Genomic DNA, 20505 nt, shown 5'->3' with positions numbered 1-20505 from the left:
GCCGCTGCAAAATCCTGATCCATTCTGAGCGCGACCACGAGGGGTAATCACCCTGTCAAAGCCGGCATAGGCGACTTCGTGGGACCTACCAACGAGTTCGAAATCGAAGCCCGGCGGTGCGGGTATCGCCGTATAGCCGGGCTCGACGAGGCGGGCAGGGGCCCGCTCGCCGGTCCCGTTGTGGCTGCCGCCGTCATCCTTCCCGCCCGTTGCAGGCTGACGGGTGTCGATGATTCCAAACAACTGACGAAGGCGGACCGTGAGCGGCTCTATGCGCTCATCAGAGCCCGCGCGGTGTGCATCGGCGTCGGCTCCGCCACGGAACAGGAAATCGACAGGATCAACATTCTCGAGGCCACGCGGCTTGCCATGCGCCGGGCGGTCGCGGCGCTCTCACCCGCGGCCGATTGTCTGCTGATCGACGCGGTCACGCTCCGTTGTCCCGGGGTGTTGAGCCGGTCCATTATCATGGGAGATGCGTTGTGCTTCTCGGTGGCCGCCGCTTCGATCGTGGCCAAGGTAACGCGGGATCGTCTCATGGTCGAGTATCACCGGTTGTACCCGCAATACAACTTTCTCTCGCACAAGGGATATGGGACGGATGAGCATCTCAAGCGGCTCGATGAGCACGGTCCCTGCGCGATTCATCGCCGCACCTTCGCTCCCGTGGCACAGATCATTTGTCGATCGCTGCGGCCGTATCCGACATCCGTGAGCCCATCGAAAGAGACGCCGCGGTCAATAGCGTGACAATTCTTGACCCGAGACGACTCTTTGGGCAAGAAGGAGAAGCGACGGCCGAGTCGTACCTTCGACGGAAGGGGTATCGGATTATTGCCAGAAATCTCCGCTCTTCGCTCGGCGAGCTCGATCTCGTTGCGGAGGACGGGCAGGTGCTCGTATTCGTCGAGGTCAAGGCCCGCCGGACCGTGGGATACGGCGGAGCGATCGAAGCGGTTGATCGCCGGAAGCAGAAAAAAATGACGCGTCTCGCCGCTCAGTATCTGGCGACGCACCATCTGACCGACCGCCTCTGCCGATTCGACGTGGTGCTGCTCCAGGAACAGGGCGCGAAGGACACCCGTATCGAGCACCTGAAAAATGCCTTTGATGTACCGGGAAACGACCTCCCCTGGTAAGGCGGTTATGATCCAGCTGATCCGTGTATCCAAGCAGTTCGACCGCCGGCCGGCTCTTTCGAATGTGTCGCTTGAAATTGAAAAGGGGGAATTCGTCCTCTTGATGGGGCCCAGCGGAGCCGGCAAATCCACCTTGCTGCGCATGCTCATCGGGGCCGAGCGGCCGGACGATGGGCAGGTGTTCGTACACGGCAAGCATGTCACCGGGCTCAAAAAATCCGAGATCCCGTATCTACGCCGCAAGGTCGGAACGGTGTTTCAGGACTTCCGCCTCCTTCCCAAGAAGACGGTATTCGACAATGTCGCGCTCCCCCTTCTGGTCCAGGGGGCCTTTGCCGGAGACATCAGACGAAAAGTGACGGAGGCCTTGCGCGCGGTCGGCGTGGAGCACAAACGTGATCACCTCCCGGCAGGACTCAGCGCGGGCGAGCAGCAGCGTGTCTGTATTGCCCGCGCGATCGTCAACGGCCCGGTCGTCCTGTTGGCGGATGAACCGACCGGCAATCTCGATCCTGAGCTGACGGCGGAAATCATCGAACTCTTCAAGCTCATCAATATTCGCGGCACCACGGTGGTGGTCGCCACCCACGATCCGCTCGTCATGGCGCAGGTGAACCGGCGGGTCATCACGCTGGTTCAGGGTGTATTGGCGCCTGGTCAACGGGTGCCGGCATGAGGACGGTGGGATATGTCCTGCACGAGGCCTGGGCGAACATGCGGACGAACCGCACGACGACGATGGTGGCCATCTTGACGTCCGCGTTCACACTGGCCTGCGTCGGCATCTTCCTGTTGCTGTTCGTGAATCTGCGGGCGGCCGCCGGATCTCTACAGGACGATATCAAGATCGCGGTGTATCTCGACGATCAGCTCTCGGCCGAAGCGACGGCGGGGATCGAGAAGGCTTTACGGGGAGACCATGCGGTCTCGGCCATGCATTTCATTTCCAAAGATCAGGCATTGGGCGAGTTCAAGGCGCAGTTTCCCTCCGAGTCTCATCTGCTTGAAGGGCTGGGTCAGAATCCATTGCCCGCTTCGTTCGTGGTAACTTTGGGCCCGCCATTTCGATCTCCCGAAGCGGTGAAGCGCTGGGCGGATCGAGTCCGGGAGCTTTCAGGGGTGGCGAAAGTCGATTACAATCAGGATTGGATCGATGCATTAGCGATCGTCATCAGGTCGATCGAACTCGTGGCCATTGGCATTGGTGTCGTCCTCTCCGCCGCCGCCGTGACGATCATCGCCAATACGATTCGGTTGACGCTGTTCGCCAGGCGGGATGAGATCGCGATTTTGCGGCTCATCGGAGCCACCACGAGCTTCATCCGCATCCCGTACCTTCTCGAAGGGGCCGTATTGGGCGGGCTCGGAAGCGCCCTGTCGCTCGTGATGCTCAAATTTCTCTTTGAATTGTTTCGTCAGCAGATGCGAACGACAGGACGATTGAGCAGCCTGGACCAGCTGATCGTGTTTTTCCCCGCCTCCGCCTGCCTTGGCCTGGTGGGCGTCGGCATTGCGCTCGGGTGTGCGGGGAGCTTCGTCTCGCTTCGCCGGTTCGATGAGGTCAAGGCGTGATGCCGAACCGTCGAATCGCCGTGTCGGTCTGTCTGTGGGCAACGGTCTGTGCCGCCGTCCCGGCGGCTGTGGCGGCCGATTCGATCAGCGACAAAATCGAAAAAGAACGGAAAGCGCTGGAGCAGCTGAAGGGACAGATCGAGGAAAAGCGCAAGCAGGCCGATGAAGCGGGAAAGAAACGGGACTCTCTGCTCCAGGGCATCCAGAGCCTGGACGAACGGATGATCAAGGTGCGGCAGTCCCACCAAGACATTAGCCGGAAGTTGAAGAAAAAGGATCAGGAGATCGAGTCCATCAACCTGCAGGTGGGGAAGTTGCGGGACAGCATTCGGCAACGCCAGGATGCCATCCTCGCTCGCCTGCGCGTTCAGTACATGGAGGGGCGCTTTGGCTACTGGAAAACACTCCTGGCATCGGACTCCTATGGTGACTTTCAGCGGCGACTCCAATATCTCTCTGCCGTGTCCGAAAGGGACTACGACCTCATGGAGGGGTTCCGCAGCGACGTAAGGAACATGGAGCAGGCCGAGCGCCAGCGTGAAGTGGCGCGGGTCGGTATGCTGGCTTACAAGCGCGGCACGGAGAAGCAGCTGGAAGAAATCAAGACAGTGAAGAAGGAGAAACGAACCTATCTCACCAAGATCACGCATGAGAAGGAATCCAGCGACCGGGCGCTGCAGGAATTGGAGAAGTCCGCGTCGCGAGTCGACGGATTGTTGCGCGAGCTTGAAAATCGGCGTCGGGCGGCAATGGCCAAGCCGCCCAGTGGCGCATCGATTCCCAAAGGGGTCAAAGGCGGTCTGCCGTGGCCGGCCGACGGGACCGTCATTTCCTATTTCGGGCGCCAGAAACATCCGACGTTCAACACATACGTCCAGCGGAAAGGCATCGAGATCAAAGCCGCGGAAGGCAGCGCGATCAAGGCGGTCATGTCCGGCACGGTCGTCTATGCAGACTGGTTGAAAGGATACGGACTCGTTATAATTGTGGATCATGCCAATGGGTTTTTCTCGCTCTATGCGCATGCCTCGAAGATTCTGGCATCGGTCGGCGCCCGCGTGGACGCCACACAACCGATCGGGGAAACGGGGGATACGGGCATGACCGGTGAAAATACTTTATACTTTGAGTTGCGGCAGGGGGCGGAGCCGGTAGACCCCCTGCAATGGTTGGCAAGACGATAGCGAACGAGACGGCAGGCGAAAGGAACATACAATGGAACAGTCTCCGCGACGGCGATTCTGGATGGTAGGCCCTGTCATCGTGCTGGCTCTTGTATTCGGCGTCCTCATCGGGAAGGGATGGGAGCACACAGGTCACGCGACGGAGAGCTACGAAGAGCTGAAGACATTCTCTGAAGTCTTGACCCAGGTTCAGAAGAACTATGTCGACGACACCAAGGTGAAAGACCTGGTTCAGGGCGCGATACGCGGAATGTTGTCCACGCTGGATCCTCACTCTGCCTACATGACTGCTGAAATGTATAAGGAAATGCAGGTGGAAACCAAAGGCGAGTTTGGCGGGGTCGGCATCCAAATCGGCGTGAAGGAAAACAGGCTGGCCGTCATTGCGCCGATCGAAGGCACGCCGGCGTATCGAGCGGGCATCAAGGCCGGAGACTACATCACGAAAGTCAATGACGAGACGACGAAGGACCTGACGCTCATGGACGCGGTGCAAAAAATGCGCGGGCCGAAAGGGACGAAGGTCAACTTGACGATTCAGCGCGAAGGAACCGCCGACCCGCTGCAGTTCACGCTCGTCAGGGACACGATCAAGATCGAGAGCGTGAAGTCGAAGGTGTTGGAGAACATCGGCTACGTTCGGTTGACGCAGTTCCAGGAGGCCACGGGGAGAGATCTGAGCCGGGTGCTCAAGCAGTTCAAGGAACAAAAGCTGCAGTCGACGATTCTCGATCTCCGAAACAATCCGGGCGGTCTTCTGACCGCGGCGGTGGAAGTATCCGAGCAGTTCCTGCCGAACGGCAAGCTCGTGGTCTACACGAAAGGGCGCGAAAGCAAGAAGGATGAATGGTTTGCCAAGGGCAAGGACCAAATGGACGATTCACCGATGATCGTGCTGGTCAATGAGGGATCGGCCAGCGCATCGGAAATTGTCGCGGGGGCGCTGCAAGACTATGGACGGGCGGTGATCGTCGGTACCACGTCGTTCGGCAAAGGATCGGTGCAGACGATTCTTCCGTTGGGTGATGGGTCCGGGCTGCGTCTGACGACGGCCAAGTACTACACGCCCAAGGGACGGTCCATCCAATCGACCGGCATCACACCCGACATCGTCGTGAAGCAGCAGAATGCCGTCGTCGCGAAAGCGGAAGGGAAGCCTGGAGAAAAGGAACCGGAAGCAAAGCCGGCAAAGCCGCCGGCAGCCGCCCCGCAGGGGAAGGATCAGGCGCCGGCCAACGGAAAGGGCTCCGATGATGCCACGAGAAACGGAGCCGGTCCATCGATCCTGCCGGTCGATGCCGCCGGAGATCCTTCGTTGGAACAGGATGTTCAATTGCAAAAGGCGGTGGAGCTGTTGAAAACCTGGAAAATTTTCAAGGAGCTTCGGCCTGCTTAGCGGAGGCTCGTTCCTTCAGCGTTGCAATCGCCCGGAGTAATTCTTCCTCTCCGCCCGTGAATCCGGGCACGGTGCGGAGCATGTGCGATCGGACGAGTTGTTCAAGGCTTTCCAGGGTGGTGATCCCCAGGCGTGCATACAGATAAGACACCAGGGATATGGTCAACCCCGGCAACTGAGTCCAATCTCGAATATGGTCGGGCAGCGGAGTTTTCAGCGACTCGTGCATCTGAATCCCTCCGGTGCGCAGGTACTCCAGAATTTTTTCCGACAGATCTGTGCCGATGCCTTCGATCTCATGCAGCGCCTGTCTCGCGGCGATCGTGTTGATATCCTCATCCAGGGCCAGTAACGAATCGGCCGCCCGCCGATAGGCGCGGACCCGATAAGGATTGGCTCGTTGAGCGGCCAGGAGTTCCGCGATCGAGCGGAACAGCGAGGCCACGGCCTGATTGGTTTCCGGTGCCGACATGTGTGCGACATTCTGACGTTCTCATATGAAGAGACGCAAGAGTGGCTTTGTTGACAATGGGATTTGGGGTTCCCTAGGATGAAGCCATGGCCGAGGCGATACACATCCAAGTCAATGGCGAGCCTCGGACCTTTCGGCCTGGCGGAACGGTCGGCGAGTTGCTCCGGGAGTTGGCGATTTCCACCGAGCGGGTCGCGGTCGAACTGAATTTGGACATTCTGGAAAAAAGCGACTTCGACGTCCGAGCGCTCCACGAGGGAGATCGTGTGGAGATTATGAGCTTTATCGGCGGCGGCGCGCAGTCCGGACCGGACGTCGCGGAGGAGGTTGGCAGTCATGTATGACGATCGGTTGATCATAGCCGGGCGCGAGTTCAAATCCCGACTCTGGGTCGGGACCGGAAAGTATAAGGATTTCGCTGAAACCAAGAAGGCCATCGAGGTATCGGGAGCCGATGTCGTGACGGTCGCCGTGCGGCGTGTCAACATCACCGATCGCTCGCGCGAGAACCTGCTCGATTACATCGATCCGAAACAATACGTGATTCTTCCGAATACGGCCGGATGCTATACAGTGGAAGACGCCGTCCGGTATGCCCGTCTTGCTCGTGCGGCCGGCATTTCCGACCTGGTCAAGCTGGAGGTCCTCGGCGACGAACGCACCTTGTTTCCGGATACCGCCGGCCTGATCGAAGCCGCCAAGATTTTGATCAAGGAAGGGTTCGTGGTCCTTCCCTATACCAACGACGATCCCATCGTCGCCAAGAAACTGGTGGACATCGGCTGTCCGGCGGTGATGCCGCTGGCCGCTCCCATCGGCTCGGGCCTTGGGATTCGCAATCCCTACAATCTGAAGATCATCATGGAAACCGTGAAGGTTCCCATCATCGTCGATGCGGGTGTCGGCACGGCATCGGATGCCGCGTTGGCGATGGAATATGGAGCCGACGCGGTGCTGATGAATACCGCGATCGCCGGCGCGCAAGATCCCATCGCCATGGCCGAAGCCATGAAGTATGCGGTTTCCGCGGGTCGTCTGGCCTATAAGGCGGGGAGAATTCCCCGGAAGTTATATGCCACGGCCAGCAGCCCCATCGAAGGGATGCTCTGATCGCATCGCATCTGCGGCGCGCGTCGCTTCATGCCTCAGCTTGCCTCACGCCTCCTTGTCGTGACCGACCGCCATCAAACAATGGGGCGGCCGTTGGGAATGGTGTTGGAGCAGGCCGCGCGGGCCGGCCCCTTCGCCGTGCAGGTGCGGGAGCGTGATCTTTCCGGCGGCGCGCTCCTCGCGATTGCGCGCGAGCTGGCCGCGTGGTCCACTCGGGACGCACATCCGCTTCTCATCAACGATCGAATCGATGTCGCGCTGGCGGTCGAACGGGCCGGCGTGCACCTGAGAAGCGACAGTTTTCCGCTGACGGTCGCACGCCGCCTGCTCGGTCCCGACCGCCTGCTCGGCATCTCCGTTCATTCAGTGGAGGAAGCCATGAAGGCCGATGCGGAAGGCGCGGACTACATCATATTCGGCCCGCTCTACGAGACGCCGTCGAAAGCGGCCTTCGGCCCGCCGCTCGGTCTGCGCCGGTTGGAAGAGGCCTGCAAACTTGTGCAGCGGCCGATCGTCGGGATCGGTGGAATCACCGTCGACCGCGTTCGCGATGTCTGCGCTGCCGGCGCATTCGGTGTGGCGGTCATCTCGGCGATTCTGTCGGCGGCCGATGTGAAACGTCGGACTCACGAACTCTTGAACGCATTGTCGCGAGCGCATGAGTCACGCGACGCACGCGCGTGAGAACGTCTCGTCCTGTTGACCGTGAAAATATCGGATGATAGAATCCGAAAAGACTTGGACGTTGTGCGCTGACAAGGGTTTTCGCCTTCACCCGGTGGAGCACCATGGCTGAGAAGAAAGGCAGTCCAAGCCGACTCCGGTCCCTCCGAGATTCCGTGAAGAGTCTTACGAAGCGGCTGTCTGAGGGAGAAGCGGACGTGACACCTCGAAACGATGAACACGTGAGAGAAGCGGAAAAACTCCGCGTGCAGATCCAGTCGATGGAAGAAGAAATCCGTCGGCTCTACCAATCACGCTACCAGCTCGACCAGGCCAATAAGCAGAACGAAAAGTTGGTCTCGACTCTGCAGGAAGCCAAGGCGCAGATCGAGGCCCTGCGCGCAGAAGTCGAAAAGCTGACCGCTCCCCCGTCTACCTATGCCATATTCTCCAGCCTGAATCAGGATGGGACGGGGAACGTCTTCGTCTCCGGCCGCAAGATGAAGGTCAGCGTGCATCCGTCCATCAATGGGAAGGACCTGCGAAAAGGGCAGGAATTGATTCTGAACGAGGCGCTCAACGTGATCGAGACCAAGGGATTCGATGTGCAGGGTGAGGTTGTCCGCCTGAAGGACCTCCTGGAAGGCAACCGTGTACTCGTCACACTGCGGTTCGACGAGGAAAAAGTGGCGGAACTCGGCGACCCATTGCTGCTCGAGCGCCTCAGTGTCGGCGATCATTTGTTGTACGACCAGCGATCCGGGTGTGTCATCGAAAAGCTGCCGAAATCCGAGGCCGAAGAGCTCGTACTCGAGGAAGTGCCTGATGTCGATTACGCCCGAATCGGCGGCCTCCAGCGCGAGCTCGAGCAGGTGCGCGATGCGGTGGAGTTGCCGTTCCTGCATCCCAAACTCTTTTCGCAGTTCCAGCTGAGCGCGCCCAAGGGCGTGCTGTTGTACGGTCCGCCCGGCTGCGGAAAGACGCTGATCGCGAAAGCGGTCGCCAACTCGATTGCCAAGAAGCTGGGGCACCTGACCGGGAAAGAAGTGCGCAGTTATTTCCTGCACGTGAAGGGTCCCGAGCTGCTCAACAAGTATGTCGGAGAATCGGAACGTCAGGTCAGGGAAGTGTTCAAGAAGGCGAAGGAGCGGGCGGCCGAAGGCAACCCCGTGATCGTATTTTTCGATGAGATGGATGCGCTCTTCCGCACGCGGGGGACCGGGATTTCCTCCGACATCGAATCCACGATCGTGCCGCAATTCCTGTCGGAAATCGACGGAGTGGAGAGTTTGCGCAACGTCATCGTGATCGGCGCGAGCAACCGGCAGGATTTGATCGATCCCGCCGTCCTTCGTGCCGGCCGGTTGGATGTGAAGGTCAAGGTCGGGCGTCCTGATTCCACCGCCGCCAAGGATATTTTCTCCAAGTACGTGGGCATCGATCTGCCGTTTGCCGCCGAGGAGCTGAAACCGTACGGGGATGACCCGAAACCGTTCGTGGAACATCTCATCGATCGCACCGTCGAGGCGATGTACGCCGCCTCCGAAGAGAACAAGTTCATCGAAGTCACCTATGCCAACGGCGAAAAGGAGATTCTCTACTTTAAGGATTTCGCCAGCGGAGCATTGATCGAGGGTATTGTATCCCGGGCGAAAAAATACGCGGTCAAACGGGCGATCGCCAATGAAGGTCATGGTCTGCGATCCGAAGATCTGATCCGGGCCATTCGTGAAGAATTCAAGGAACACGAGGACTTGCCGAACACGACGAATCCGGACGACTGGGCCAAAGTCGCGGGAAAGAAAGGCGAGAAGATCGTGCATCTTCGGACCATCAGCGGCGGCCCGACCGATTCCCGTCAGATCGAAACCGTCACGACAGGTCACTATCTCTAGCCAGTATTCCATGCCGGACGCTAACGCTCCTACCATTCCTCGCGTATTGGGAACGGAGACGGAATTCGGCATCGCGTCCCGCGATGCCGCGGCGGTGGATCCCATCGCCAACTCGCTCGCCGTCATCGCGTACTACCCCGGGATCTCGGTTCCGCACGCGGTGTGGGACTACGAGAACGAGAATCCGCTTCTCGATGCGCGCGGCTTCGAAGTCGACGGCGAACGCGAACGGCCCAACCCCGACTACAATCGCCAGCTCAACAAGGTGCTCGCCAATGGCGGGCGCCTCTATGTCGACGGCGCGCACCCGGAATATTCCACGCCGGAATGCACCAGCCCGAGGGAGATCGTCGCGTTCGAGCGCGTCGCCGAACGAATCCTGGTCCAGTGCCTGGAGGCCATGACGAAAGACCGCGGGCGTGAACAGTTCGTGCTCTACAAAAACAACTCGGACGGAAAAGGCAACAGCTACGGGTATCACGAGAACTATCTCGTGTCGCGGTCGGTGCCGTTCGAACGACTCGTGAAACTGCTGGCCCCGTTCTTCGTCACCCGCGCCATCTATGCGGGCGCGGGCAAAGTGGGCGCCGAGAACCAGACCGCCCACGCCGACTATCAAATCTCCCAGCGCGCGGATTTCTTCGAATGCCTGGTCGATCTCAACACCATGGTCAAGCGGCCCATCGTCAATTCGCGCGATGAACCGCATTCGGACTACGGTCGGTACCGGCGGCTTCACGTCATCGTCGGCGATGCCAATATGTCGGAGGTGTCCACATATCTCAAAGTCGGGACGCTGGGCATCGTACTGGACCTCATCGAAGCCGGCGCACCCGTTCCTGAGATCGATCTGGACGACCCCGTGCGTTCCATGAAGCAGGTCTCTCGCGATCTGACGATGAAGGAGTCCCTCAGGCTCTCCGGAGGCCGGTCGATCACGGCGGTGGAGATTCAGCGGGCGTATCTGAGAGCGGCGATGGACTTTTACTCGTGCCGCGATTTGAATCAGGTCACGAAGGATATTTTGGTCCGATGGGAGGACGTGTTGGATAAATTGGAGCGCGATCCCCATACGCTCGTGCAGGAGCTGGATTGGGTGGCCAAACGGCACATGATGGAATCCTACATGGAACGGAAAGGCTGCGGCTGGAATGATCCGCGCATCCGGCTGATGGACCTCCAGTATCACGACGTCCGTCCGGACAAGGGTCTGTATTACACGCTGGAGCGGTCGCATCTCATCGAACGGATCGTGCAGGACGTGGAGGTGACCAGGGCGGAGTTCGTCCCGCCTCCGGGGACCCGGGCGTATTTTCGAGGGCGCTGCGTCGGAAAATTTTCCAAGTCGATTTATGGCGCAAGCTGGACCTCCGTGCTCTTCGACGTCGGAAATACGGCGATCAAGAAAGTGCCGCTCATGGACCCGCTTCGTGGAACGGAGTCACTGACGGGTGATCTCTTTGAGCAATCGGAGACGGCCGAAGCTCTCTTGACCAAATTGAAGGCGTAATGAAACTTCCCTTTCTGCCCAACCACGACGACCCCAGCTTTTTCGATTTTCTCAGCGTTCATCATCCCGACCTCACACTGCACGGACGCGCCGCCGCTCCCGCGACCGCCGGGTCGGACGTCATGAGAGGCTCCGGAGTCGTGAGCGTGCCGCAAGCGACCACCGTTCTGGGCATCAAGTACCAACAGGGCGTGGTGATCGCCGGCGACCGGCGGGCGACCGAGGGATTTCAGATCGCCGAACGGCGGATCGAGAAAGTGTTCAAGATCGATGAATATTCGGCCATGGCCATTGCCGGGGCGGCGGGTCCCTGCGTCGAAATGGCGAAACTCTTCCAGACTGAATTAGAGCATTATGAAAAGCTTGAAGGCGTCCAACTGTCCTGCGAAGGCAAGGCCAACAAGCTGGGGCAGATGGTCAAGGCGAACCTTCCGATGGTCTTTCAAGGGCTGGTCGTCATGCCGCTGTATGTCGGCTACGACGTGAAACGTTCGGAGGGGCGCATCTTCAAGTACGACTTGGCCGGTGGACGCTATGAAGAGTCCGACTATCATGCGATCGGCTCAGGCGGGAAGGATGCCAGAGGCACGATGCGCGAGCATTTCAAGAAAGGATTGACCGAGGCCGAGGCGCTGAAGTTGGCCTTCCTGGCCCTCTACAATGCCGCGGATGACGACGTCGGCACGGGCGGTCCCGATCTCGTGAGAGGGATCTATCCGACCGCCAAGATCGTGAGCGCCGCCGGCATTACCGACGTGGCGGAACAGCAGATCCGTGGTATCTACGACACCATGATTTCGACCCGCCGCCTGTAAGGAGTGTTCATCCATGGCGATGCCCTACTACGTCTCCCCCGAACAGATGATGCAGGACAAGGCGGAGTATGCCAAGAAAGGCATCGCCAAGGGACGTTCCATCATTGCCATGGAATATGTGAACGGCATCCTGCTCGCCGCCGAGAATCCCAGCGCCACCCTCCACAAGATTTCCGAGATCTACGACAACATCGCGTTCGCAGGCGCGGGCAAGTACAGCGAATTCGAGAACTTGCGGAAGGCCGGCATTCGGCATGCCGACCTCAAGGGGTTCATGTACAGCCGCGAGGACGTGACGGGCCGGTCGCTGGCCAACGGCTATTCGCAAAGTCTCGGCACGATCTTCAGTCAGGAAATGAAACCGCTCGAAGTCGAGATTCTCGTCGTGGAGATCGGGCACAACGGCCATGCCAATGAGATGTACCGCATCTCCTTCGACGGCAGCATCATCGACGAAAAGCAGTCCGCGGTGATCGGCGGCAAATCCGAAGCCGTGCAGACGGTCCTCAAGGAAAAGCTGCCGGCCCAATCGCCCGATCTCAAGACCGCGCTCACCCTCTGCATCACCGCGCTGGACCAGACCGGAAACGTGAAACTGCTGCCGGAAAGCCTGGAAGTGGCCGTTCTCGACCGGACGAGAGACGGCAGGAAGTTCCGCCGCTTCACCACCGCCGAAACGAAGCAGCTCCTCGCCTGACCGCCACGCGGGCAAGATCCATCCCTTCGGTTGAAGATAGCCGTTTCACCGTGTATTCTGTTCACCGACACCACGAAACGGCTCATCACATGGAAACGTGACCACGATCCATGATGCCCCCCGGTCCCATGAAACAGCGGATTTTCGGCCTTGAGAACGAGTACGGGCTCATCTTTTCGCCGAACGGCCGGATCTATCTCCCGATGGAAAAGGTTCTCGGATATATTTTCGAGGGACTGATTCCGAACAGCTGGCCGTCGAACGCCTTTCTCGTGAACGGCGCGCGCTTTTACCAGGACACCGGGTGCCATCCCGAATATTCCACGCCGGAATGCGACAACATTTTGGAGTTGGTCGTGCACGACAAGGCCGGCGAGCGTCTCCTGGAGGCCTGCTTGCCTGCGGCTGAAGAACGTCTGCGGGAGGAAGGACTGTCCGGCGAAATCTATATTTTCAAGAACAACACCGACTCGCTCGGCAACACGTACGGATGCCACGAGAATTTCCTCATGCGCCGGGACGTCGATTTCTGGAAGGTCACCGAGCAGCTCATCCCGTTTTTTGTCACGCGCCAGGTGTTCAGCGGAGCGGGGAAGGTCCTGAAGGTCTCAGGGAAGCCGCAATTCTTTGTCTCGCAGCGCGCGCAGCATATCCACGAGAAGACCTCGTCATCGACGACATCCTCGCGCAGCATCATCAATACCCGCGACGAACCTCACTCGGATGCCGAGCGATACCGGCGTTTGCACATCATCGTCGGCGACTCCAACATGTCCGAGGTGGTGACGTATCTGAAGGTGGGGACGGCCGCGCTGGTCCTCTCGATGATCGAGGAAGGCTATACGGTCCACGGGATGGAGCTCGAAGATCCCGTCAAGGCGATCAGGGAGATCTCCCGCGATCCCAGCGTCAAACGCAAAGTGAAGCTCGATGACGGACGGCAAATGACGGCCGTGGAAATCCAGCGCGTCTATCTGGACCGCGCGCAGGAATATCTGGCTCAACAGGACCATGACCCCATCCTCGACGATGTGTGGAACCGCTGGGCGGCCATTCTGGACAAGCTTGAGGATGATCCGATGCAGCTCGTCCGCGAGATCGACTGGGTCACGAAGCGCCACCTCATCCAATCCTATATCGAGAAAAAAGGCTGCGGCTGGGACGATCCCAGGGTATTCTTGTTGGATCTGCAATTTCACGATGTGAAACGCACCCGCGGGCTCTACTATCTGATGGAATCCCGAGGCCTGATCGAACGCGTTGTGGAGGAAGACGCCGTGCAGCGCGCGATGTCCACGCCGCCTCAGACCACCCGCGCCAAGGTCCGCGGAGATTTCATCCGCTTCGCGCGGGCGAAGAATCGGTCCTACACGGTGGATTGGACCTACCTCAAACTTAATGGCTATTGGGAAGAGACCATCCTCTGCATGGACCCATTCAGTGCCGTCAATCGCCGGGTGGACGAGCTCGTGGCCCAAGTATCCGGACTCCGGTTTTACCGATGATCATTCCGGTGCTCAAACAGGCGAGAAGCAGGCTGTCCCGGCTCGATCGGACGCTCATCATCACGGTCGTCCTGCTTACCAGTGTGTTCCCCGTTGCGCTCTTTCCCAATCAGCCTCCTCCACCCAAGGGCATCGATGGACAGTACAGCGGCAAGCAAGGGCAGGTCCTGGTGATCAAAGTGGCGGAGACGGAAGACATGGCGGACGTGGCGGGCCGGTTCCTGAACCGCACGATTCCGTTTTTCCGTGAGATGCGGGCAGGCGAAGCGCCGGGGTATGTGGGACTGCTTGGGATCGACATGCAGGACGAACCGGGCACCCATGAGCTCGCGGTGGACATTAAGCGGAAGGACGAGAGCAGACACTTGAGTTTCAATGTGCTGGTGGCCAAGGAAAAGTTCGCTGTCGAACATCTGAAGCTTCCCAAGGACAAGGTCGATCTCGACGACAAGAATACCGCCCGCTGGAAGGCCGAACAGGACCAGGTGAAGCTGGCTCTGACGGAGAACTCGGCGCTTCGACTCTGGAGGAGCAATTTCGTCGAACCGGTCGCCGGCAAGCGAACGGGCATTTTCGGCAGCGTGCGTGTCATGAACGGCAAGCCTCGCAACCCGCACAATGGCGAAGACATCGGCGCGCCGACGGGAACGGATGTCGCGGTCACCAACGACGGCATCGTCCGGCTCACCGTCGATCATATTTTCTCAGGCAGGGGCATCTTCGTCGATCACGGCCTCGGCTTCTACAGCATGTATTTTCACCTCTCGGACATTCTGGTCAAAGACGGGGATTTGGTCACGGCAGGACAGGTTATCGGCAAGGTGGGTGCAACCGGCCGGGCCACCGGGCCGCATCTCCATTGGGGCGTCAAGCTGAACGGCGCCCGGGTCAATCCCTATGCGCTGCTCGATCTGCCGTTCAAGAACGGGTCGCCTTCCGTCACCAAAACCGCCGCTCCCGCGCCGGAAACGGGGATCGTGGCGGAAGACATTCCCGCCAAAGAATAAAAGGGGAGTGTGCCAGGCCTCAATCGCTCTCATGCCTGCAGGAGCGACCCTTGCCGACATGGCGAAGCTGGAAGCCTTCTGGAATTCCATCGGCCACAGTCTACGACCGTGTCGCCTCAGTCAGTTCCAGCTTTCCTGCTCCGCCACGTCTGGCTGGGTCCCCCGCTCCTTCCGGCAACGGTCGCGCTGAGCCTTGACACACTTTGCGAAGCAGTGAAGAAACGTCGGTAGACATCGGTGCTCGCCGTCGCTCGCGCGACCGCATCTGTTCGCCAAGTGCGGTGCCCTCGCCTCCGCGCCAGTCGCCACAAGATCTCTGTCGACCCTGTAGAGTGCTGAACTGATGGGGCCCGCTCCTTCCGGCAACGGTCGCGCTGAGCCTTGACACACTTTGCGAAGCAGTGAAGAAACGTCGGTAGACATCGGTGCTCGCCGTCGTTCTCGCGACCGCATCTGTTCGCCAAGCGCGGATTCCTGGCGCCTCACCACCTCGGCGCCGTCCGCAGGCGTGACGCTCGTTATTCCTCGCGTCGCGGACCCCTCGCCTCGGCGCAAGTCGCAACAAGATCTCTGCCGACCCTGTAGAGTGTTGAACTGGGGGCTCCGCTCCTTCCGGCACGCTCGCGCTGAGGCTTTGGCACACTTTGCGAAGCAGTGAAGAACGTCGGTAGACATCGGTGCTCGCCGTATTGTGTCAAGCTATTCATGCCACCTTTGAGCGACGCACTGCTTTGCTGGCAGTGGCCCGGCGGGATGAGCTGCCTGCATTTTGCAAGGTGTTCTTCTCTTCGCAAGTGCGCTACCATGCGGCCATGCGAGGCGGACTATGATTGAGCAACTTCTCCTCAAGTGCATCACAGTGAACCCCAAGATTTTCGGTGGGAAGCCGATTGTCCGAGGCCGCCGGCTCGCCGTTGAACACGTCCTCGGCATGCTCGCGGCCGTCGACACGTTCGACATGATCCTGCAAGGGTATCCATGGTTGGAGCGTGAAGACATTCAAGCCCGCCTTGCCTACGCAGATCGACTCGTCGGCCATGAGCGGATTGAACCTTTGCCGCTCGAATCCGCTTCGTGAAACTTCTGCTCGATACTTGCGTGTCGGGTGCCGCCATGGTTCCCCTGAAGGCCGCAGGGCACGATGTCATCTGGGCGGGAGATTGGCTCGAGGATCCCGGTGATGAAGAGATCTTAGCCCTGGCCTATAAGGAGGGCCGCATTCTTGTCACCCTCGACAAAGACTTTGGTGAGTTGGTCGTGGTGCGTGAACAGGCGCATGCTGGAATGATCCGGCTGGTGGTCTTATCTGCATCACAGCAAGCGCCGACCTGCCTGATGGTTTTGGATCGGTATGGAACCGAACTCCAATCTGTACCGGCTAGCCGATCTGCCGGAGCCCAGCCAGCCGGATCTTCTCGTCGTGGCCAGCCGAGTTCCTCAAGCTGTTATTTGTCTGATCTCGGCCCTCTCATTCCACGGAAGATGTCATCGATGTAGAGTTCCAAGTTTCCGACGTACAAAGGTTTCGGTCCCCACGCCCAATTCGTATGAGAAAGTAGCGGAATGTCTCCTACAACCCAGATTGTCCAAAAGCTCTGGAACTACTGTAACGTCCTCCGTGACGACGGGATGAGCTATGACGATACGTTAAATCAGGGGTGACTTCGTGTATTTGTGTCTTTAGGGGAGATCAATGAAGGTCATTCGTGATTGTTTTGGCCGATCCGTTAGGATGACCGATGAGCGGGTTGCCCACGTTCTTCAGCATCAGGAAATGGCAGGGATGGCACAGAGATTGAGCGGGTGCTTCGGTCTCCGACTGATCAACTCAAGGCAGGAGAAACTGTATGGCCGAAAAAGTGAAAGTCTGGTTTGATCCGGAAGCGGACTACCTCGAAGTGCAGTTCCGTGAGGCGCCGGGTTTCATGAGGGCCACCGCACACGATGCGGTCATGGAACGGGTAGACGAGCAAGGGCATGTGTTGGGCTTCAGTGTGCTCGGTGTCAGCCGATTTCGCAAAGGGCATCCGCTGGAAGCTGAACTCATGACCGGAACATAAGAAGACAGCTAAGCCGCTGCCCGTCATTTGGACTTCCGCCTCCACGCTGCCCTCTGGGAGAGAGTGCCCGGTATCTAACCTCATGAGCCCTTCCGCCATCGTCCAAAAACTCTGGAACTATTGCAACGTCCTCCGTGACGACGGGATGAGCTATGGTGATTACGTTGAGCAGTTGACGTATTTGCTGTTTCTCAAGATGGCCGATGAGCGGACCAAGGCGCCGTACAACCAGCCAAGTCCGATCCCCGACAAGTGCGGTTGGCAAAGCCTACTCAAGAAGGACGGCGATGAGCTCTTCGACCACTACCGCCACAGTCTAGAGAAGCTCGGCAATGAGAAAGGCCTGCTCGGGCTGATCTTCAGCAAGTCCCAAAACAAGTTTCAAGACCCAACCAAGCTCCGCCGGCTGATTGTGGACCTGATCGACAAGGAAGACTGGTCCGCGATGAGCGCCGATGTGAAAGGCGATGCCTACGAAGGATTACTCCAAAAAAACGCCGAAGACGTGAAGGGTGGGGCCGGCCAATATTTCACGCCACGTCCGTTGATCCAAGCAATGGTGGACTGTGTCGCGCCAAAGCCGAGTGACACGATTTGCGATCCGGCCTGCGGAACCGGCGGGTTTCTCCTTGCCGCACATGATTATATTGTGAAGAACAATCCCAATCTGACTAAGGCACAGAAGAAAACGCTGAAGGAGCAGACGCTTCGTGGCTGTGAATTAGTGCACGCGGTCGCGCGGCTTTGTGCGATGAATCTCTTGCTGCACGGGATCGGCAGCCAAGATTATGAGCCCATCGTCGTGGCTGACTCATTGGCCGGCGACCCGGGCGATCGCTACGACATCGTGCTGACCAATCCGCCGTTCGGCAAGAAGAGCAGTTACACGGTGGTGGGGCAGAACGGCGAGGCGTCAAGGGAGCGGGAGACCTACGAGCGAGACGACTTTTGGGCCACTACGTCGAACAAGCAATTGAACTTCGTCCAGCATGTGAAGACGCTGTTGAAGGTCAACAGCCGCACCGCGATCGTTGTGCCGGACAATGTGCTCTTTGAGGGCGGGGCAGGGGAGACGGTCCGCCGCAAGCTACTCCATGACTGCGACGTGCATACCCTGCTCCGTCTACCGACAGGCCTCTTCTACGCCCAAGGCGTGAAGGCCAACGTGCTTTTCTTCGACAAAGCCAGCGAGCGAGACGCCTTGGACCAAGAAGCTCTGGATCTACGACCTCCGCACGAACAAGCACTTCACGCTCAAGACCAATACGCTGAAGCGTGAGGATTTGGACGATTTCGTGAAGTGCTACAACGGCCTAAACGACCGGACCGACAAGCGGTTCGGAGGGAATCGCCATGAGCGTAAAGCTACCTGGTCCGAAAGGAAACCGGACGGTCGCTGGCGCGCTTATGCCTACGACGACCTCATCGCCCGCGACAAAGCCAGCCTCGACATCTTCTGGCTCAAAGACGAGTCCCTCGAGGCTTCCGATAACCTCCCTAATCCAGACGTGATTGCCCAAGAAATCGTCGACGACCTCGAATCAGCTCTTGAACAATTTCGATTGATAACGAACGATCTCGGAAATGACTCGGTGAAGGGCTGAGCTAATACCTAAATGTTTTGACCAATTGCTGCGGCGAGTTTGGGAGCAAACAAAATGGTTGGAAGTCACTGTTGGCGTCGGCCTCACCTCGTCCAACCGAGCGGCCCGATTGCCTCTGTCCTAACCGGGATCAACCCATCTATCACGACATGATCAGCGAGCCGGAAAGCGTAGTCGTGCTTCGTTCTGATCGCCTGTCCCGTTCTCTGGACCGGGCCGGGCTTATGGCAACATCTATGAAGTTGTTGCGATGCGCCTTGATGGCTTCCGTGCTTTCTGCGCGGCAATGGCCAGGTTGATTTAACTTCCTATCCTACTTTGACCGTGAGGTACCAGGTGAATTCGTACTTGCTGAGCCGATTCTGCTTCAGCCATACGACCTCTTTGAACATCCTGAGCTCTTCTGGCTCGACCAACGACCATGCACGATTCACGGTTGCTCGGGGTCCGGAACAGTTTTTCGACGGCCTGCTAGGATTCGTTGCCGCACGGCGTTGCGGCTGGTGACTATCTTCGACTTGCGAATCTGCCGGTTGACTCCACGCACCGTCGGTGGGATCGTAGCGGAGGCTCATCCATGAAGGGTCGTCATGTTTCATTGCCCTGGTCTTATCCTTGCCCGGGTGGCGCTTTTTTCCTGCTCGATCGCAGGTATGGTTATTCTTGGCCCCGCTGCTGCAGGTGCCGACCAATTGGAGGCAGGACGCTGGACAGGCGGAGGCGGTCTGGGCTTTCTAGGAAACACGCCTGATGGAGCCGCTGAATTCGCGTTCAACGGTCACGCGGATTATTTCGTGACTCACACCCTTTCCGTGGGGCCGTTGGCGCAGTATGCCGGAGCGGGGAATGATTTTCTTTTTGGCCTGTCCGCCCAAGCCAAGTATTGGTGGGACATTCCCGGCATCGGCAATCTGGCGAAGCTCGTCGTCCAGGGCGGCGTCGGATTCGTCCGGGCCGGCATCAAAGATACCGACAGCGGAACGGCCAATACCTATGGCTCGTTCTTGATTCCCCTCGGCGTGGGAGTGGACTATGCCGTGACTGAGCGACTCGCGGTTACCGCTGACTTTCTGCTCAACGTGACTTCGCTTGGCGGGACTGTGCGCTCCGGCGGCCGGGATTTCGATCTCCACACGAACGTCATGCCGGGATTCTATCTGGGAATTCGTTTCTGAACGATTGGGACGGAGTGAAAATTATAGTCCCGCGTCGCGCAAGAAAGCGACGGCCTCCGCTTTTGTCGCAAGAATCCTGTCGTCCACGTAATTAATCACATAGCTGCTCGGCACGATCTCTCGCAAGTACGGATACTTCTTCAGGCAATGCCGATTCAATGCATGGATCGCGTCGACCCGTTCATTGACCGATGGGATCGCAAACGTGATCGCATGGATCAGGCATCCGCCGATGGCATTGCCCTGTTCATCGATGATGGGAATCGCGCGAGCTTGCCATGTGTGCTTCGCCAGCCATTCGCTGGGAGTCATCTGATGGCCTCCCTAAACGTCTCCCGTAGAGCTGCCGCCCCGGACCGACATCATCGGCGTCATCGTGAACGGTGAAATAGATCCGCCGTATGATCCGCCTCGGTCCATGCCCTTCCGATTAAATTTCACAAACTCTATTGGACCGCGCGAAGATCCCGATATTCGATTCAAGACACCGGACGTTGGTGTGACAACCAGTCAGGCGGGCGAGATGACCACCATTTTGATATACATATTGCCAAAATATTTCTCTCCGGTCCGATATGGCTCGGCCGTTACTGGGAAGCCGAATATCGTCGATTTGGCTTGCTGAAGAGTCAGGCTCGTATGGGTTTATTCGTCATACCTATTGAATTTGATGAATGTGGAGTCTTCATGATCTTGTGCGG

At 58.6% G+C, this 20505-nt stretch carries 22 protein-coding genes and 1 pseudogene; 20 read left to right on the top strand and 3 right to left on the bottom strand.

From position 1 onward, the window contains the following. Window positions 1–78: 78 nt before the first annotated feature. Genes W02_RS06945 through W02_RS06920 form a run of 6 tightly spaced genes read left to right on the top strand, consistent with a single transcriptional unit; the run spans window position 79 to window position 5291 of the window. A complete protein-coding gene (locus tag W02_RS06945; protein WP_173046101.1) occupies window positions 79–750 on the top strand; it encodes a ribonuclease HII in 672 nt (223 codons plus the stop codon). Further along, entirely contained in the window at window positions 747–1139 is a 393-nt protein-coding gene (locus W02_RS06940) for a YraN family protein (protein ID WP_232068670.1), read from the top strand. Before W02_RS06945 ends, W02_RS06940 begins: the two co-directional genes overlap by 4 nt. A gap of 7 nt (window positions 1140–1146) precedes the next feature. Further along, entirely contained in the window at window positions 1147–1815 is a 669-nt protein-coding gene (gene ftsE, locus W02_RS06935) for a cell division ATP-binding protein FtsE (protein WP_173046099.1), read from the top strand. After that, complete coding sequence (gene ftsX / locus W02_RS06930; protein ID WP_173046097.1) at window positions 1812–2711, top strand: permease-like cell division protein FtsX; 900 nt, start codon at window positions 1812–1814, stop codon at window positions 2709–2711. The genes ftsE and ftsX overlap by 4 nt, the downstream gene beginning before the upstream one ends. Further along, window positions 2711–3895, top strand: a complete 1185-nt coding sequence (locus tag W02_RS06925; RefSeq protein WP_232068718.1) for a murein hydrolase activator EnvC — start codon at window positions 2711–2713, stop codon at window positions 3893–3895. Before ftsX ends, W02_RS06925 begins: the two co-directional genes overlap by 1 nt. 31 nt (window positions 3896–3926) lie before the next feature. Further along, window positions 3927–5291 (top strand): S41 family peptidase, encoded by a 1365-nt coding sequence (locus tag W02_RS06920; RefSeq protein ID WP_173046093.1) that lies wholly within the window; start codon window positions 3927–3929, stop codon window positions 5289–5291. Here W02_RS06920 and W02_RS06915 read toward each other — a convergent pair. Further along, the gene (locus W02_RS06915) at window positions 5269–5763 is read right to left on the bottom strand and encodes a histidinol-phosphatase (protein WP_173046091.1); all 495 of its coding nucleotides are present in this window, start codon (window positions 5761–5763) and stop codon (window positions 5269–5271) included. The genes W02_RS06920 and W02_RS06915 overlap by 23 nt on opposite strands. A gap of 86 nt (window positions 5764–5849) precedes the next feature. On the opposite strand from W02_RS06915, the gene thiS reads away from it, so the two are divergent. From thiS to W02_RS06850, 13 genes and pseudogenes are all read left to right on the top strand, one after another. Beyond that, the gene (gene thiS, locus W02_RS06910; protein WP_232068669.1) at window positions 5850–6107 is read left to right on the top strand and encodes a sulfur carrier protein ThiS; all 258 of its coding nucleotides are present in this window, start codon (window positions 5850–5852) and stop codon (window positions 6105–6107) included. Then, window positions 6100–6873, top strand: coding sequence for a thiazole synthase (locus W02_RS06905; protein ID WP_173046089.1), 774 nt, complete (start codon window positions 6100–6102; stop codon window positions 6871–6873). The genes thiS and W02_RS06905 overlap by 8 nt, the downstream gene beginning before the upstream one ends. Window positions 6874–6903: 30 nt before the next feature. Further along, the gene (thiE, locus tag W02_RS06900; RefSeq protein ID WP_173046087.1) at window positions 6904–7557 is read left to right on the top strand and encodes a thiamine phosphate synthase; all 654 of its coding nucleotides are present in this window, start codon (window positions 6904–6906) and stop codon (window positions 7555–7557) included. A gap of 104 nt (window positions 7558–7661) precedes the next feature. Beyond that, the gene (gene arc / locus W02_RS06895; RefSeq protein WP_173046085.1) at window positions 7662–9431 is read left to right on the top strand and encodes a proteasome ATPase; all 1770 of its coding nucleotides are present in this window, start codon (window positions 7662–7664) and stop codon (window positions 9429–9431) included. Window positions 9432–9441: 10 nt separating this feature from the next. Then, complete coding sequence (dop, locus tag W02_RS06890; RefSeq protein ID WP_173046083.1) at window positions 9442–10941, top strand: depupylase/deamidase Dop; 1500 nt, start codon at window positions 9442–9444, stop codon at window positions 10939–10941. Then, entirely contained in the window at window positions 10941–11756 is an 816-nt protein-coding gene (prcB, locus tag W02_RS06885) for a proteasome subunit beta (RefSeq protein WP_173046081.1), read from the top strand. The genes dop and prcB overlap by 1 nt, the downstream gene beginning before the upstream one ends. A gap of 13 nt (window positions 11757–11769) precedes the next feature. After that, window positions 11770–12453 (top strand): proteasome subunit alpha, encoded by a 684-nt coding sequence (gene prcA, locus W02_RS06880; protein ID WP_173046079.1) that lies wholly within the window; start codon window positions 11770–11772, stop codon window positions 12451–12453. A gap of 128 nt (window positions 12454–12581) precedes the next feature. After that, entirely contained in the window at window positions 12582–13958 is a 1377-nt protein-coding gene (gene pafA / locus W02_RS06875) for a Pup--protein ligase (protein ID WP_173046077.1), read from the top strand. Next, the gene (locus W02_RS06870; protein ID WP_232068668.1) at window positions 13955–14965 is read left to right on the top strand and encodes a M23 family metallopeptidase; all 1011 of its coding nucleotides are present in this window, start codon (window positions 13955–13957) and stop codon (window positions 14963–14965) included. Before pafA ends, W02_RS06870 begins: the two co-directional genes overlap by 4 nt. Window positions 14966–15791: 826 nt before the next feature. After that, window positions 15792–16043, top strand: a complete 252-nt coding sequence (locus tag W02_RS06865) for a DUF433 domain-containing protein (RefSeq protein WP_173046075.1) — start codon at window positions 15792–15794, stop codon at window positions 16041–16043. Further along, the gene (locus W02_RS06860; RefSeq protein WP_197742166.1) at window positions 16040–16462 is read left to right on the top strand and encodes a DUF5615 family PIN-like protein; all 423 of its coding nucleotides are present in this window, start codon (window positions 16040–16042) and stop codon (window positions 16460–16462) included. The genes W02_RS06865 and W02_RS06860 overlap by 4 nt, the downstream gene beginning before the upstream one ends. A gap of 350 nt (window positions 16463–16812) precedes the next feature. Further along, entirely contained in the window at window positions 16813–17025 is a 213-nt protein-coding gene (locus W02_RS06855; RefSeq protein ID WP_173046073.1) for a DUF2283 domain-containing protein, read from the top strand. Between the two features lie 82 nt (window positions 17026–17107). Continuing rightward, window positions 17108–18629: pseudogene (locus W02_RS06850) on the top strand (N-6 DNA methylase). Between the two features lie 308 nt (window positions 18630–18937). Here the strand turns inward: W02_RS06850 and W02_RS06845 are convergent. Further along, window positions 18938–19228: a hypothetical protein gene (locus tag W02_RS06845; protein ID WP_173046071.1), complete on the bottom strand. Its 291-nt coding sequence runs from the start codon at window positions 19226–19228 to the stop codon at window positions 18938–18940. Here W02_RS06845 and W02_RS06840 point away from each other — a divergent pair. Next, window positions 19220–19804, top strand: a complete 585-nt coding sequence (locus W02_RS06840) for an outer membrane beta-barrel protein (protein WP_173046069.1) — start codon at window positions 19220–19222, stop codon at window positions 19802–19804. The genes W02_RS06845 and W02_RS06840 overlap by 9 nt on opposite strands. Window positions 19805–19825: 21 nt before the next feature. On the opposite strand, the gene W02_RS06835 is transcribed toward W02_RS06840, so the two are convergent. Then, window positions 19826–20116 (bottom strand): hypothetical protein, encoded by a 291-nt coding sequence (locus W02_RS06835; protein ID WP_173046067.1) that lies wholly within the window; start codon window positions 20114–20116, stop codon window positions 19826–19828. Window positions 20117–20505: the final 389 nt, after the last annotated feature.

Origin of the sequence: Nitrospira sp. KM1 (genome assembly GCF_011405515.1) — a bacterium.
Classification (GTDB): Bacteria; Nitrospirota; Nitrospiria; order Nitrospirales; family Nitrospiraceae; genus Nitrospira_C.
Note: the sequence above shows the minus strand (reverse complement) of the source record. Positions and strands in the feature narration are given on the sequence as shown.